This is a genomic window from Streptomyces sp. GbtcB7, assembly GCF_019091445.1.
In the GTDB taxonomy this organism is placed as follows: Bacteria; Actinomycetota; Actinomycetes; order Streptomycetales; family Streptomycetaceae; genus Streptomyces; species Streptomyces mirabilis.
The window spans coordinates 82,298-94,498 of the sequence record NZ_JAGXJM010000007.1; the positions used below are offsets into that span (position 1 = coordinate 82,298).

Consider the following 12,201-nt stretch of genomic DNA (forward strand, 5'->3'; position numbering starts at 1 on the left):
GAAGGCGGGACGCCGCTCGCCGCTGTCGAGTTCTTCCCGGCGGTTCCGCGGCCCGTGCGCCGCCGACGCGGAGTCGGTGGTCCGTCATGGGTTCGGCATTCCCGGCTGCCGGTCCGCGAGTGGCAGGTCGAAGCGGAAGACCGCGCCGCGCGGCTGGTTCGGACGGACACCGATACGGCCGCCGTGGCGGGTGACGATGCGGTGACTGAGGGCGAGGCCGATGCCGCTGCCGTTCTCCTTGGAGGTGAAGACACCGTCGAAGATCCGGTCGTCGGGGGGCGGCCCATGTCCCTGGTCCCGGACGGCGAGTTCCACCCGACCGTCTTCGCTGCGTCGGGTGGTGATCCACACCCGGCGTTCCGCGTCCGGCAGGCGCGCCGTCTCGTCCACCGCGTTGAAGGCGAGGTTCATCACGACCTGCCCGATGAGCACGTTCTCGCAGCGCACCGGCAGTGGCTCGGCGGTGAGGTCGAACGCGACGGCCACCGCGTGCTCCTGGGCGCGGAGTTCGATGAAGTACACGCAGTCACGGACGATCGCGTTGAGGTCGGACAGCTGCTCGGACTGCTCCAGGCGGCCGACGTACTGCCGAAGGCTGCCCAGGATCCGCCGGGCCCTCTCGATCTGCCGTACGGCGTTGTCCAGTCCCCAGGCCACGGACTCGTCACCGCTCCCGAGTCGGCCGCGTGCTCCCTCGACGAAGTTGTACGCCGCTGCCAACGGCTGGCTCACCTCGTGGGCGATGGCCATCGCCATGTCGCCCATGGCGTTGTAGCGGGCCAGGTGGTCGAGGTGCTGGGTGTCGCGGCGGTGCTGCTCCTCGGCGCGGACGCGGTCGCTGATGTCGTAGAAGAGGAGCATCCGGCCTCGCAGATCGCTCTCGATCTCGATGTGCTGGCAGGTCGCGGCGTACCAGCGGGGCTCGCCGCCGGGTGTGGCGAAGCGGTAGCGGCCCTCGCGCTCGGGTACGGGCCCGCCGCAGCAGTAGAGGGTGAAGTCCGCCCCGGGAAGGCCGCCGCCGAGCAGCCGGGCCGCCGACTCGCTGGCGAAGAGCACACGGTCGGCGTCGTCGAGGACGACGATCCCCTCCGCCAGGCCGCTCAGAAACGCGCGCAGTCTGCTCTCGGTGCGGAACAGATCACGCCGGACAGCCTTCTCCTCTGCGATGTCCCGGAACTGCACCATGACCGCGGTCCGCGAGGCCAGCTCGACGCGGATCGCGATCGCCTCGGTGAGGATCTCCTCTCCGCTCCTGGACCGGTAGCACCACTCGGTGGCGCTGATGCCGTGCTCGACGGCGTGCCCGAGCCAGCGGTGGCCGAGTTCGCGGCTGTACTGGCGGGCGTTCTTGCTCATGTCCGGCGCCTTCAGCGGCCGCAGCTCGTCGACGGTCCAGCCGAGCAGGTCGCAGGCGGCGCGGTTGGCCCAGAGGATCTCGAAGGTACGGGCGTCGTGGAGCAGGACGCAGTACTTCAGCGCCTCGGTCAGCGCACGGAAGTCGGACGGGGCGGGATCGTCCACGTCGTCCACGTCGTGGCCGCCCCTCACCGCGGGTCCAGCCGCAGGACGTCCCGGACCAGGGCGGCGATGGTCTCCGCGCCGGTCTTCTCCCGGATGCGCGCCCGGTGGACGTCGACGGTCTTGACACTGATGCCGAGCCGGCCGGCGATCTGCTTGTTCGCCGCGCCTTCGACGGACAGCGCGAGCACTTCCCGCTCCCGGTCGGTCAGACTCCCCAGCTTCGCGTGCAGCTCGCTCTGCTCGGCCCGGCGCGCGAAGCGTTCGCGGGCCGTGCGCTGGGCGGCCTGTACGACGTCGAGCAGGTGCTGGGGGTCGTACGGCTTCTCCAGGAAGTCGACGGCCCCGTTCTGAAGGGCGCGCACGGACATCCGGATGTCGCCGTGCGCGGAGACGAAGACGACCGGCAGCGGCGACCCGGTCTCGTTCAGCAGCTCCTGGACGCCGAAGCCGCTGAGTTCGGGCATCCGGACGTCGAGGACAAGACAGGCGGCCCGGCCGCGGTCGTAGGAGCGCAGGAAGGTGCCGGCGTCACTGAAGCGCCGCGAGTGGATGCCGACCGAGTCGAGGAGCCAGGCCAGCGATTCGCTCAGTTCCTCGTCGTCGTCGACGATGTACACGAGGCACATCTCAATCGCCCCAGGACGCCTGTGCGGTCCAGTACTCGCTGCCGTCGGCGCTGACCCCGTGCAGCCAGTCGCTGGTGCGGCGCAGGGTGGGCTCGACGTGGGCGGTCGCCGCGTCGGCGCCCTCGGGGCCGTCCTTCTCGACCTGCCAGTGCACCCAGTTGACCTCGCGGCCCCCCGCGTCGTGCACGAACAGATCGACGTGGTGCCATCCGTAGTCGTGGGTGTCGGCGTAACAGGTCAGGAGCATGGTGCGGTCGTTCATCGCTCCCCTATCAGCGGCGCGGTGAAGAGTCGTTCGGTACGGAAGGCGGAGATACGGGGCCGGTCCGGGTCGAGCCGGAAGGCCACGTCGAGCCGGGCGACCATGACCTCGGTGTCCCCCGACTCGTACCGGGAGAGCTGCTGCATCGGCCAACTCCCCCGCGCCGTCGCGTTCTCGACGTCGACGGTGCCGGGGAACAGCAGGTGCACGTTCGTACGGAAGTGGGGGTTGGGCGGCAGATACGCCGCGAGCATCGCGACGATCGCCTGCCGCCCCTCGGTGCGGCCGAACTTCTCGGCGTAGGCGCTTCCGCCGCCCTCCCAGACCGCGTCCTCGGTGAAGAGGTCGCCCAACTCGCCCGCCGCGCCGGCGGGTACGTCGCAGAGGGCGAGGTAGCGGTTGAGGGTGTCGACCACGCGGTTGCCGGCCATGTCGTCGCCGACCACGTCGATCATGACGCGGCCAGCTTCAGCCGTGCGGCACGCCGTTCGGCCTGTCGCTCGGGGTCGGGCACCGGTGCGGCGAGCAACAGCCGCTTCGTGTAGGGGTGTTCGGGTCGCTCCGTGACCTGCGCCGCGCTTCCCGTCTCCACGATGTCGCCGCGGTAGAGCACGGCAACACGGTGGCTGATGTGCCGGACGACGGAGAGGTCGTGGGTGACGAAGAGATACGCCACGCCGGTCGTCTCCTGGATCTCGATGAAGAGGTCGAGCACCCGGGCCTGGGTCGTCAGGTCGAGGGCGCTGACCGGTTCGTCGCAGACGATCAGCCGGGGGTCGCGGCACAGGGCGCGGGCGATGGCGATGCGCTGGCGCTGGCCGCCGGAGAACTCGCGGGGCAATCGGCGGGCCGCGTCCTGTGGAAGGTGGACGTGGTCGAGCAGGTTCTGCACCCGGGCTTCGGCGTCGGTGCGGGCGACGCCGGTGACGAGCAGCGGCTCGGTGAGGATGTCCATCACCGTCATGGCCGGGTTCAGGGAGGTGAACGGGTCCTGGAAGACGACCTGGATGTCCTTGCTGAGCGCGCGCCGCTCCCGTTTGGCCAGCCGGGAGACGGGCCGCCCCTCGTACCGGATCTCGCCGCCGGTGACGGGTGCGAGACCGAGGACGGCCCGGCCCAGGGTCGTCTTGCCCGAGCCGGACTCACCGACCAGGCCGAGCGTCTCGCCGGGCGCGATGGACAGGGAGACGCCGTGCAGGACCCGGAAGGGTTTCTTGCGGCGTCCCTTTCCCGGATACTCCACGACGACGTCGTCGAGTTCGAGGAGCGGAGAGCCCGCCGAGGCTCCAGAGGCTTGTGCGGTCATGACGTCACCTCCTTGAGGGGCCGGCCGGGAACGGGAAGGTCTCCGCGCGCGGGCCCGCCTTCGAGCGTGGAGTCGAGGAGCATGCGGGTGTACGCGTGCTCGGGGGATGCGAAGATCCGCCGGGCCGGCGCGGTCTCCACGATGCGGCCCCGCTGCATCACCGCGACCCGGTCGCAGATGTCGGCCACCACACCGAAGTCGTGGGTGACGAGGATCATCCCCATGTCGCGCTCCTGCTGGAGCGAGCGCATCAGGTCGAGCACCTCGGCCTGGACGGTCACGTCGAGCGCGGTGGTCGGTTCGTCGGCGATCAGCAGTCGCGGGTCGCACGACACGGCGCCGGCGATGAGAACGCGCTGGGCCATGCCGCCGGAGATCTGGTGCGGGTACGACCTGAACACGCGCTCCGGATCCGGGATGCCGACCCGCGCGAGGAGCTCGAGCGCCTTGGTGCGCGCCTCGGCCCGGGACAGCCCGAGGTGTTTCCGTATCGGCTCCACGAGCTGAGCGCCGATACGGAAACAGGGGTCGAGGTTGGACATCGGCTCCTGGGGGATGTAGCCGATGCCGCGTCCGCGCAGTGCGTTGAGGGCGGTCACGTCCAGGCTCAGCAACTCCTTTCCGTCGAAGACCAGTCGGTCGGCCGTCACGTCGGCCTCGTACGGCAGCAGTCCGAGGACGGAGAACGCGGTCTGGCTCTTGCCGGAGCCGGACTCGCCGACCAGCCCCAGGACTTCGCCGCGGGCCACGGTGATGCCCACTCCGTCGACGACGGTCTTCTCGCCGTAGGTGACGCGCAGTCCCTCCACGGTGAGGAGCTGGTCCGGGGAGGGCCCGGACGCCGTCGCGGCCTTGGGCGCCACCGGCTTGCGCCGTTTGACGACCCGGGGCTCGGTCGTGCCCAGCGAGTCCCGCACGGCGTTGCCCAGCAGGCTGGAGGAGAGGATGGTCAGGCCCATCGCGGCGCCCGGCCACAGAAGCAGCAGGGGCGCGTTGTAGACGTTGGTGAACGCGTCGTTCAGCATCGCGCCCCAGCTGGCCTGGGATGCCTTGCCCAGGCCGAGGAAGGAGAGTCCGGCCTGGATGCCGATCGCCACGGCGAACACCTGGGTGGCCTGGATGACGGACGGCGCGATCACCACGGGCAGGATGTGCCGGCGCATGATGCGGGCGTCGCCGAGTCCCGAGACGCGGGCAGCGTCGACGTACAGCTCCTCGCGGACCGCGAGCACCGAGGCGCGGATGAGGCGGAAGACCATCGGGGCCATGATCACTCCGAGTACGATCATGGCGACGTTGAGGTCCTGTGAGACGGCCGCCATGACCACGAGCATCACGATGATCGCGGGCACGGCCATAATGATGTTGACGATCCAGTCGGCCACCGCGTCGAACCAGCCCCGGTAGAAGCCGCTGACCAAGCCGAGCGGACCGCCGACCGCGAAGGCGACGAGGACCGCGAGGGTGCCGCCCACCAGGCTGGTGCGGCCGCCGTACAGCAGCCGGGAGAGCACGTCGCGGCCGACGCCGTCGCCGCCGAGGGGGTGGCTGCCCGACATGGGCGCGAGGGTGTCCTCCAGGACGCTGTGGTCGGGGGCGTGATCGGTGAGCAGGGGGGCGGCGAGGCTCGCGAGGATCACCAGGGCCAGGACGACCAGGCAGACGACGGCCAGCGGGTCGCGCACCGTGCGGCGCAGCAGACCGTCACGTCGGGCCGCCGCGGGAGCATCGGTCATGACACACGCACCTTCGGGTTGAGCCAGCCGTACGCGATGTCCAGCAGCAGGTTGACGGCGACGACGATGGCGACGGTGACGACGACCGTGCCGAGCAGTACGGGCGCGTCCCCACGTACGGCGGCCGAGTTGGCGAGGGTGCCGATGCCGGGCATGCCGAACACCTTCTCCACCACGACGGCGCCGCCGATCAGGCCGATGAACTGCAGCGCCAGCACGGTCAGGGCGGGCGGGGCCGCGTTGCGCAGGGCGTGCCGGAAGACGACACTGCGGGTGGTCAGTCCGCGGCTGCGCAGGGTGCGGACGAAGTCGGCCCGCAGGACGTCGATCAGGGCACCGCGTACCTGCATCGCGGTGGCCGCGGTCGCGGCGACGGCCAGGGACAGGGCGGGCAGGGTGATCGAGCGCAGCCAGCCGGTGCCGGAGGTGGCGAGGTCCACATACCCGGTGGCGGGCAGCCACCCCAGCCTGACCGCCAGCGTGACCGCGAGAACCAGGGCGATCAGGAAGCTGGGCACCGCGGTGCCGAGCACCGCGGCGAACTGCACGAGACGGTCCACCCAGCCGCCGCGCAGCGCCGCCGCGGTGCCCAGCGCCACGCTGAGCACCGCCGCGACAAGCATTCCGGCGAGCACGATGGAGAGGGTGACAGGCAGGGTGTCCGTCAGGGACTGGTTCACCGAATCACCGGTGAACCATGAGCTGCCCAGGTTGCCCTGCAGGGCCTGTCCGGCCCAGTGCCAGTAGCGCTCCACCAGGGGCTGGTCCAGGCCGAGTTCGTGGCTCTTGGCGGCCACCGCGGATCGCGAGGCCGTCTCGCCCAGGACATTGCGGGCGACGTCGGCGCCCGTGAGACTCAGCAGCAGGAACGTCGCGGTGGCCACGACGACCACCAGAACGGCGCCGGCGGCGATGCGCCGGAACAAGAAGACGAGCACGGTCAGTTCCTCCTTCCGCGTGGCGGAAAGGGCCGGCGGCTATTTCGCAGGCGCGTAGTTGTGGATCGGCGGGTACTGCGAGCCGGGCTGGGGCGTCACCTTGACGTCCTTGGCGGTCGCGTACGCGTTGGCGATGACGCTCCAGGGGGCGTTCCATGCCTGGTCGACGACATAGGTGTTGAGTTCCTCGAAGAGCGCTTCGCGCTCGGCCCCGGTCGCCCTGCCGATGCGGGCGATGAGGTCGTCGCTCTTTGGGTCGCTGTACTTGAAGGGGTTCCAGGTCGACTTCGCCGTCAGCTGCAACTGGACCTTGTCCCAGGCCGTCGGCGCGCCCAGCTTGAAGTACGACAGCGCGTACTTGCCGGACAGGATCGCGCTGAAGACCTGGTCGCCGGGCAGGTTGTCCAGCTTCACCTTGATGCCGATGTCCTTGAGGGACTGAGTGAGCGCGGCCTGTTCCTGCGGGAACATCGCGGAGAGGTCGGGGACGGTGACCGAGAAGCCGTTCGGGTAACCGGCTTCCGCCAGCAGCTTCCTGGCCTTCGCCGGGTCGTAGGAGTACGTGTCGTTCAGCGCGGCCTTGTAACCGTCCTCGCCCTTGGCGAACAGCTGTGTGGTGGGGGTGCCCAGGCCGGTCTTGGCCGACTTGATGATGGCCTGCTTGTCGAAGGCGTAGTTGAGCGCCTGACGGACCTTCAGCTTGCCCAGGGCGGGCACCTTCTTGCCGACGCGGTCCCAGATGTAGAGGCCCTCGACATCGCCGGGCTGGTATGTGACGACGTTCAGCCCCCGGCCCTTGACGGTCTTGACCCGGTTGAGGTTGAGGGTGGCGCCGTCGAGCTGGCCGGACAGCAGGGCGTTGGTGCGTGCGGTCGGGTCGGCCAGGTACTTGATGACGATCTTGTCGTAGGGGAAGGCCTTGGTGTTCCAGTAGCCGGGGTCGCGCGTGTAGGTGTACGTCTGCCCGGCGGTGGTGGCGGAGGCGTCCAGCTTGTACGGCCCGGAGCCGACTGGGGCCTTGGGGTTGTCGAGGGACTTGGGGCTGGCCATCATGCCGGAGACCTGGCCGAGCGCGGGCAGCAGGGCCGCGGTGGGGTGGCTGAGCTTGATCGCCACCGTGTGGGCGTCGACCACGTCGACACCGGTGATGTCCTGGATCTCACCGGCCGCGCTGGCGGTGCCGCTCTTGGTGTGGAGCAGGTTCGCCCGCACCGCGTCCGCGTCGAGGTCGGTGCCGTCGGTGAACTTGACTCCCCCACGCAGCTTCAGCGTCAGGGTTGTCTGTGCCTTGTCGTACGACCAGGAGGTGGCCAGGTTGGGGGTGGGCTCCCCCTTGGTGTTCAGCCGGATCAGGGTGTCGTACACCGGCTGGTAGTACTGGGCCTCGGGGCCCATGCTCGCCTTGGCCAGGTCCCACGGCGTGGCCGTGACCGACTCGGCGAGGGTGAGGGTCTTGTCTCCGCCGGCGGCCTGGGTGCCGCCACCGCAGGCCGCGACCGTAGCTGTCAGAAGTCCGGCGCCGACGAACGCCATTGTCTTGCGCATGTTCTCTCCACCTGTCTCATTCCTTCGGCTCCCGCTTGTCCCCCGGGCCGTCCCGCTGCCGGCCGTGCACTACCGGTACCGCTCCTTCTCCGCGTAAGCCGGTCATGGCTTACGCCTGTCGTGCGGCCCACTCCCCGCAGATCCGCACGCTGTCCTCCGGGGTCGGCTGGGCTCCCCGGTCGACCTCGACGATCAGCCAGCCGTCGAAGTCGTCCGGCAGCGCGTCGACGAAGCCCTGGATGTCGGCGTTTCCGAGGCCCGGTTCGGACCACAGTCCCGCCAGGACCGTCTTGCGGTAGTCCCAGCCCGCGTCCCTGGCCTGCGCGGCGAGGCCGAGGTTCAGGTCCTTGAGATGGACGCTCGCGACGCGGTCCGCGTACTCGCGCACGAGGTGCACGGGGTTCGCGCCCGCCCAGGCCAGGTGGCCCAGGTCAGGTCCGAAGGCGAGGACGGAGGCGTCGACGGTGTCGAGGACGAACCGGGTCTCTTCCTCGGTCTCCGCCCAGGTGCCGACGTGCGGATGGAAAGCGGGGGTGATGCCCTGCGCCCGGATGATCCCGGCGATCTCGGCCAGCAGGTCGCGTACGCGCTCCAGGCGATCCGGGTCGGCGAGGTGGCCGACCGCGGGACGGGCCACGCGCTCGGCGTCCTTCGCCATCCCCATGGCGAGGAAGACGGTGGGCACGCCGAGCGCCGCGTGCTGCTCGGCGACCCGTGCCGCGGTGTCCCGGAAGGACTGCCGCTCGGCCGCGTCGTCGGAGAGGCGGACGGGGATGTAGCCGGGCGCGGGGCTGATGCCGTACTCGGCAAGCCGGGCGGCGTACTCCTGCGGTGTCATGTCGCCGGGTACGGCGCTGTGCAGGGCGGTGATGCCCGCATCGCGGATGACGGTCAGCTGTTCGTCGAGCGGTGGGGCGAGCGTGGGGTCGATCCAGCCGTCGGCGCTCGCGACCCACTGCAGGGGGTTGATGGCCAGGCGGTCCTGCCTGATCTTCATGGTATGTGGTCCTCTCAGTGGGCGATGGGGGCGGCGTGTGCGGCCACCGGGCGTGGCTCCGGGCGTGCGCAGCTGCTCTCCAGAGTGACGAAACGCTTCTCCCGCTGGGATGTCTCGAAGCTCGTCAGCACGTCCAATGCGTGGAAGGCGAACTGCGGGTTCGCGCGGTGCGGCGCGCCCTCGATCGCGTCGGCGAGGTCCCGCACGCCGAGGCCACGGCGGTGCTGTTCGGAGGTGTCCACGGCACCGAAAAGCTCCGTGACGGGGGTGAGCACCGCCCAGTCCGTGTCCCCGTGCCGCTTGAGGCGTACGTCGCCGTCGAAGAAGTTGGGGTTGGGCAGCGAGAGGGTGCCCTCGGTGCCGTAGATCTCGATGCGCGGGAGCTCGGTGTCCCAGACGTCGAAGCTCATCAGGGTGGTAGCCAGGGCACCGGAGGCGAAGGTCAGGGTGGCGGAGGCGTGGGTGGGGACCTCGACCGTGATCTCGTCGACCACGCGTCCGGGGCTGGTGACCTTGCGGGTGGGTGTGCCGACGCGGGTGGCGGCGGCCACCTGGGCCACCGGGCCGAGGCAGTTGACGAGCGCGGCCAGGTAGTAGGGACCCATGTCGAGGACGGGGCCGCCGCCAGGGCCGTAGAAGGCGCGCGGGTCCGGGTGCCAGGTCTCGGAGCGGCTGGAGCGTACGAAGGCGGTGGCGCCTACGGCCTCACCGATCAGGCCGGTGTCGAGCGCGTGCCGGGCGGTCTGCACGGCGCTGCCGAGGAAGGTGTCAGGGGCCGACCCCAGCAGCGCCGTGCTGCTCGCGGCGGCGGCGAGGACCTCACGGGCCTCGGCGACCGTGGCCGCGAGCGGCTTCTCGACGTAGACGTGCTTGCCCGCCTCCAGCGCGGCGATGACGGTCTTGGCGTGGAACTGCGGCGGAGTGATGTTGACGACGATCTCGACGGAGTCGTCGTCGAGGAGCTCGTCGCCGTGGCCCCAGGCCGCTATGCCGTACTCGTCCGCGGCCTGCCTGGCGCGGGCCGTGTCGACGTCGGCCACACGGACCACCTCGAGTTCCGGGAAGGTGCGCAGGCCCTCGACATAGCGGCCGAAGATGTTGCCGGCGCCCAGGATCCCGATGCGGTGCCGTGCTTGCTGCTGAGCCATGAATCTCCCGTAATCCGTAGGGGGTTGAGGTGGTGTCAGGTGATGACGAGGGGGCGCAGGGTCCGGTGCGCGATCCGCAGGCCGGTCTTGACCCGCTCCTCGGTGCCGCTCCACACCGGGTCCTCGTGCTCGACGGAGAGGGTTCCGGTGAAGCCGTTCTCGTACAGGGCGTCGACCACGGCGTTCCAGTCGACCTGGCCGCGGCCCGGCACGCGGTAGCGCCACCAGCCGGTGTCCCAGGGATCCTCGCGCCGTGCCGACTTGCCGAAGAAGCCGTAGCGGTCCACGTTGCCGGGCAGGATCTGCATGTCCTTGGCCTGGGCGTGGACGATGCGGTCCGCGTACGGCGCGATGGTCGTGACCGGGTCGATGCCGATCCAGGTCAGGTGCGAGGGGTCCCAGTTGAGGTACAGGCCGAGGGAGAACATCCACTCCCACAGCTCGGGCGAGTAGGCGAGGTTGCCGGGGTAGCCGTCGGGGTGCCAACCCTCCATCACACAGTTCTCGATGATGAGCTTCACCCCCCTCTCGCCCGCGTACTCGACGAGTTCAGGGAAGACCTTCTCGGCCTCGTCCAGGTTGTGCGCCACCGGGCGGGTCCAGTCCCGGCCGACGAAGGTGCCGACGTACGGGACGTCCAGGGCCGCCGCCGCGTCCACGACCGTCTTCAGGTGGGTGTGGATCGCGGCCCGCCGCCCGGGGTCGGGGTGGAGGTTGTTCTCGTAGTAGGCGAGGGCAGAGATGCCGAGGCCGTGCCGCTGCAGCAGGGTCCGGGTCTCGTCGGTCGCGCGACTGTCGAAGCCGGCCACCGGGAGGTGAGCCGCCTCGAAGTCCCGGCCCCCGGTGTCCGGCCAGGCTGCGACCTCCAGGGCCTCGTAACCGGCGTCGCTCGCCCAGGCGGCGATCTCGGCGAGGGAGAGCCGGGGCAGACAGGCGGTGAGCATGCCGAGTTTCATGCAGAGGCCTCCAGGGCTGCGGGTTCGGAAGCGATGTCGGTCCAGGTGAGCGACGCGGCGGAGGTCAGCACGGCTTCGACGATCCGGGCCGAGCGGACACCGTCAGCACCGGTGGGCAGGCCCTCGAGCGCCGCGCCGCGGATCGCCTCGTAGGCGTCGGCGACGAATGCGGCGAAGCAGTCGCCGTAGCCCTGTGCGTGGCCGGCGGGCAGGTGGGAGAGTCGACGCTGCTCGGCCGAGCCGTGGCCGGGGTCGCGGACAAGGAGGCGCGCTCCGTCGGGGGCGCCGAGCCACGCCGTCTCGGGGCTCTCCTGGTCGAAGACCGCGCTGCCCGCGGAGCCGTCGAGCTCGAACCACAGCCGGTTCTTGCGACCGGCCGACACCTGCGACACCGTCAGCGTGCCGAGGACACCGTCGCCGGTACTCAGCAGCACGGTCGCCACGTCCTCAGTACGCACCCGCACCCGCGGTCCCCCGGAGATGGCCGAGAAGCTCGCACCGGTGCCGGCGGGGCGGGTGGCGACCGTGGTGCCGAGCCTCGCGGTCAGCTCGGTGAAGCGGACTCCGGCGACCCACTCGACCAGGTCGCACCAGTGCGAGCCGATGTCCGCGAACGCCCTCGACGGTCCGCCGTCCACGGGGTCGACCCGCCAGGACATGGCGTCCGCGGAGAGCATCCAGTCCTGCAGATAGCTGCCGTGGATCAACTGCCACGCCCCGAACTCGCCGCGCAGCCGCCGGTCGCGGATCTCCCGGACGAGCGGGTGGTAGCGGTAGACGAAGGGGACGGCGAGCAGCAGTCCCGCCTCCCCTGCCAGCCGCGTCAGCCGTTCGGCTTCGGCGGCGGACGTGGCGAGCGGCTTCTCGCAGATCACATGCTTCCCTGCGCGCAGGCCCGCCTCCGCCTGCCGCACATGCAGCGCGTTCGGGGTGCACACGTGGACGACCGTGACGCTGTCGTCGGCGAGCGCCGCCGTGAGGTCGGAGTAGCGGGCGGGCACCGCCCACTCGTCGGCGACCCGTGCGCTGCGCTCGGGGGTCGAAGCGACCACTCCGGCCACACAGCCGCCCGCAGCGCGGATCGCCCGGGCATGGACGGCGCCGATCATTCCGGCCCCGACCACCACTGCCCGCATCGAGTCACTCACGGTTCACCTCCGTCGTCG

The 12,201-nt window shown here is 70.5% G+C and carries 12 protein-coding genes; all 12 read right to left on the reverse strand.

Annotation, left to right across the window (positions count from 1 at the left end; translation table 11 throughout):
- Nucleotides 1–84: 84 nt before the first annotated feature.
- Nucleotides 85–1,530 (reverse strand): ATP-binding protein, encoded by a 1,446-nt coding sequence (locus tag KVT44_RS13740; RefSeq protein WP_308313997.1) that lies wholly within the window; start codon nt 1,528–1,530, stop codon nt 85–87.
- A 14-nt stretch (nt 1,531–1,544) separates the two neighbouring features.
- Nucleotides 1,545–2,147: a response regulator transcription factor gene (locus KVT44_RS13745; RefSeq protein ID WP_217567276.1), complete on the reverse strand. Its 603-nt coding sequence runs from the start codon at nt 2,145–2,147 to the stop codon at nt 1,545–1,547.
- Nucleotide 2,148: 1 nt separating this feature from the next.
- On the reverse strand, nt 2,149–2,409 hold the full coding sequence (locus KVT44_RS13750; RefSeq protein WP_217567277.1) for a hypothetical protein: 261 nt from the start codon (nt 2,407–2,409) through the stop codon (nt 2,149–2,151).
- On the reverse strand, nt 2,406–2,864 hold the full coding sequence (locus KVT44_RS13755; protein ID WP_254649361.1) for a nuclear transport factor 2 family protein: 459 nt from the start codon (nt 2,862–2,864) through the stop codon (nt 2,406–2,408). The genes KVT44_RS13750 and KVT44_RS13755 overlap by 4 nt, the downstream gene beginning before the upstream one ends.
- Nucleotides 2,861–3,715 carry an ATP-binding cassette domain-containing protein gene (locus tag KVT44_RS13760; protein ID WP_217567278.1) on the reverse strand — a complete coding sequence of 285 codons (855 nt, stop codon included), beginning with the start codon at nt 3,713–3,715 and terminating at the stop codon, nt 2,861–2,863. Before KVT44_RS13760 ends, KVT44_RS13755 begins: the two co-directional genes overlap by 4 nt.
- The gene (locus KVT44_RS13765; RefSeq protein ID WP_217567279.1) at nt 3,712–5,451 is read right to left on the reverse strand and encodes a dipeptide/oligopeptide/nickel ABC transporter permease/ATP-binding protein; all 1,740 of its coding nucleotides are present in this window, start codon (nt 5,449–5,451) and stop codon (nt 3,712–3,714) included. The genes KVT44_RS13760 and KVT44_RS13765 overlap by 4 nt, the downstream gene beginning before the upstream one ends.
- Nucleotides 5,448–6,389, reverse strand: a complete 942-nt coding sequence (locus KVT44_RS13770) for an ABC transporter permease (protein WP_217567280.1) — start codon at nt 6,387–6,389, stop codon at nt 5,448–5,450. Before KVT44_RS13770 ends, KVT44_RS13765 begins: the two co-directional genes overlap by 4 nt.
- 39 nt (nt 6,390–6,428) lie before the next feature.
- Nucleotides 6,429–7,934, reverse strand: coding sequence for an ABC transporter substrate-binding protein (locus KVT44_RS13775; RefSeq protein ID WP_217567281.1), 1,506 nt, complete (start codon nt 7,932–7,934; stop codon nt 6,429–6,431).
- A gap of 109 nt (nt 7,935–8,043) precedes the next feature.
- Nucleotides 8,044–8,931: a sugar phosphate isomerase/epimerase gene (locus tag KVT44_RS13780; RefSeq protein ID WP_217567282.1), complete on the reverse strand. Its 888-nt coding sequence runs from the start codon at nt 8,929–8,931 to the stop codon at nt 8,044–8,046.
- Nucleotides 8,932–8,945: 14 nt separating this feature from the next.
- Nucleotides 8,946–10,079, reverse strand: a complete 1,134-nt coding sequence (locus tag KVT44_RS13785; protein ID WP_217567283.1) for a Gfo/Idh/MocA family protein — start codon at nt 10,077–10,079, stop codon at nt 8,946–8,948.
- A 35-nt stretch (nt 10,080–10,114) separates the two neighbouring features.
- The gene (locus KVT44_RS13790) at nt 10,115–11,035 is read right to left on the reverse strand and encodes a sugar phosphate isomerase/epimerase (protein ID WP_217567284.1); all 921 of its coding nucleotides are present in this window, start codon (nt 11,033–11,035) and stop codon (nt 10,115–10,117) included.
- Nucleotides 11,032–12,183 carry a Gfo/Idh/MocA family protein gene (locus KVT44_RS13795; RefSeq protein WP_217567285.1) on the reverse strand — a complete coding sequence of 384 codons (1,152 nt, stop codon included), beginning with the start codon at nt 12,181–12,183 and terminating at the stop codon, nt 11,032–11,034. Before KVT44_RS13795 ends, KVT44_RS13790 begins: the two co-directional genes overlap by 4 nt.
- Nucleotides 12,184–12,201 lie beyond the last annotated feature (18 nt).

Bases quoted from the DNA above. Each gene is read 5' to 3' on its own strand.
- KVT44_RS13745 (WP_217567276.1), bottom strand. From the start codon at position 2,147: ATGTGCCTCGTGTACATCGTCGACGACGACGAGGAACTGAGCGAATCG.
- KVT44_RS13750 (WP_217567277.1), bottom strand. From the start codon at position 2,409: ATGAACGACCGCACCATGCTCCTGACCTGTTACGCCGACACCCACGAC.
- KVT44_RS13755 (WP_254649361.1), bottom strand. From the start codon at position 2,864: ATGATCGACGTGGTCGGCGACGACATGGCCGGCAACCGCGTGGTCGAC.
- KVT44_RS13760 (WP_217567278.1), bottom strand. From the start codon at position 3,715: ATGACCGCACAAGCCTCTGGAGCCTCGGCGGGCTCTCCGCTCCTCGAA.
- KVT44_RS13765 (WP_217567279.1), bottom strand. From the start codon at position 5,451: ATGACCGATGCTCCCGCGGCGGCCCGACGTGACGGTCTGCTGCGCCGC.
- KVT44_RS13775 (WP_217567281.1), bottom strand. From the start codon at position 7,934: ATGCGCAAGACAATGGCGTTCGTCGGCGCCGGACTTCTGACAGCTACG.
- KVT44_RS13780 (WP_217567282.1), bottom strand. From the start codon at position 8,931: ATGAAGATCAGGCAGGACCGCCTGGCCATCAACCCCCTGCAGTGGGTC.
- KVT44_RS13785 (WP_217567283.1), bottom strand. From the start codon at position 10,079: ATGGCTCAGCAGCAAGCACGGCACCGCATCGGGATCCTGGGCGCCGGC.
- KVT44_RS13790 (WP_217567284.1), bottom strand. From the start codon at position 11,035: ATGAAACTCGGCATGCTCACCGCCTGTCTGCCCCGGCTCTCCCTCGCC.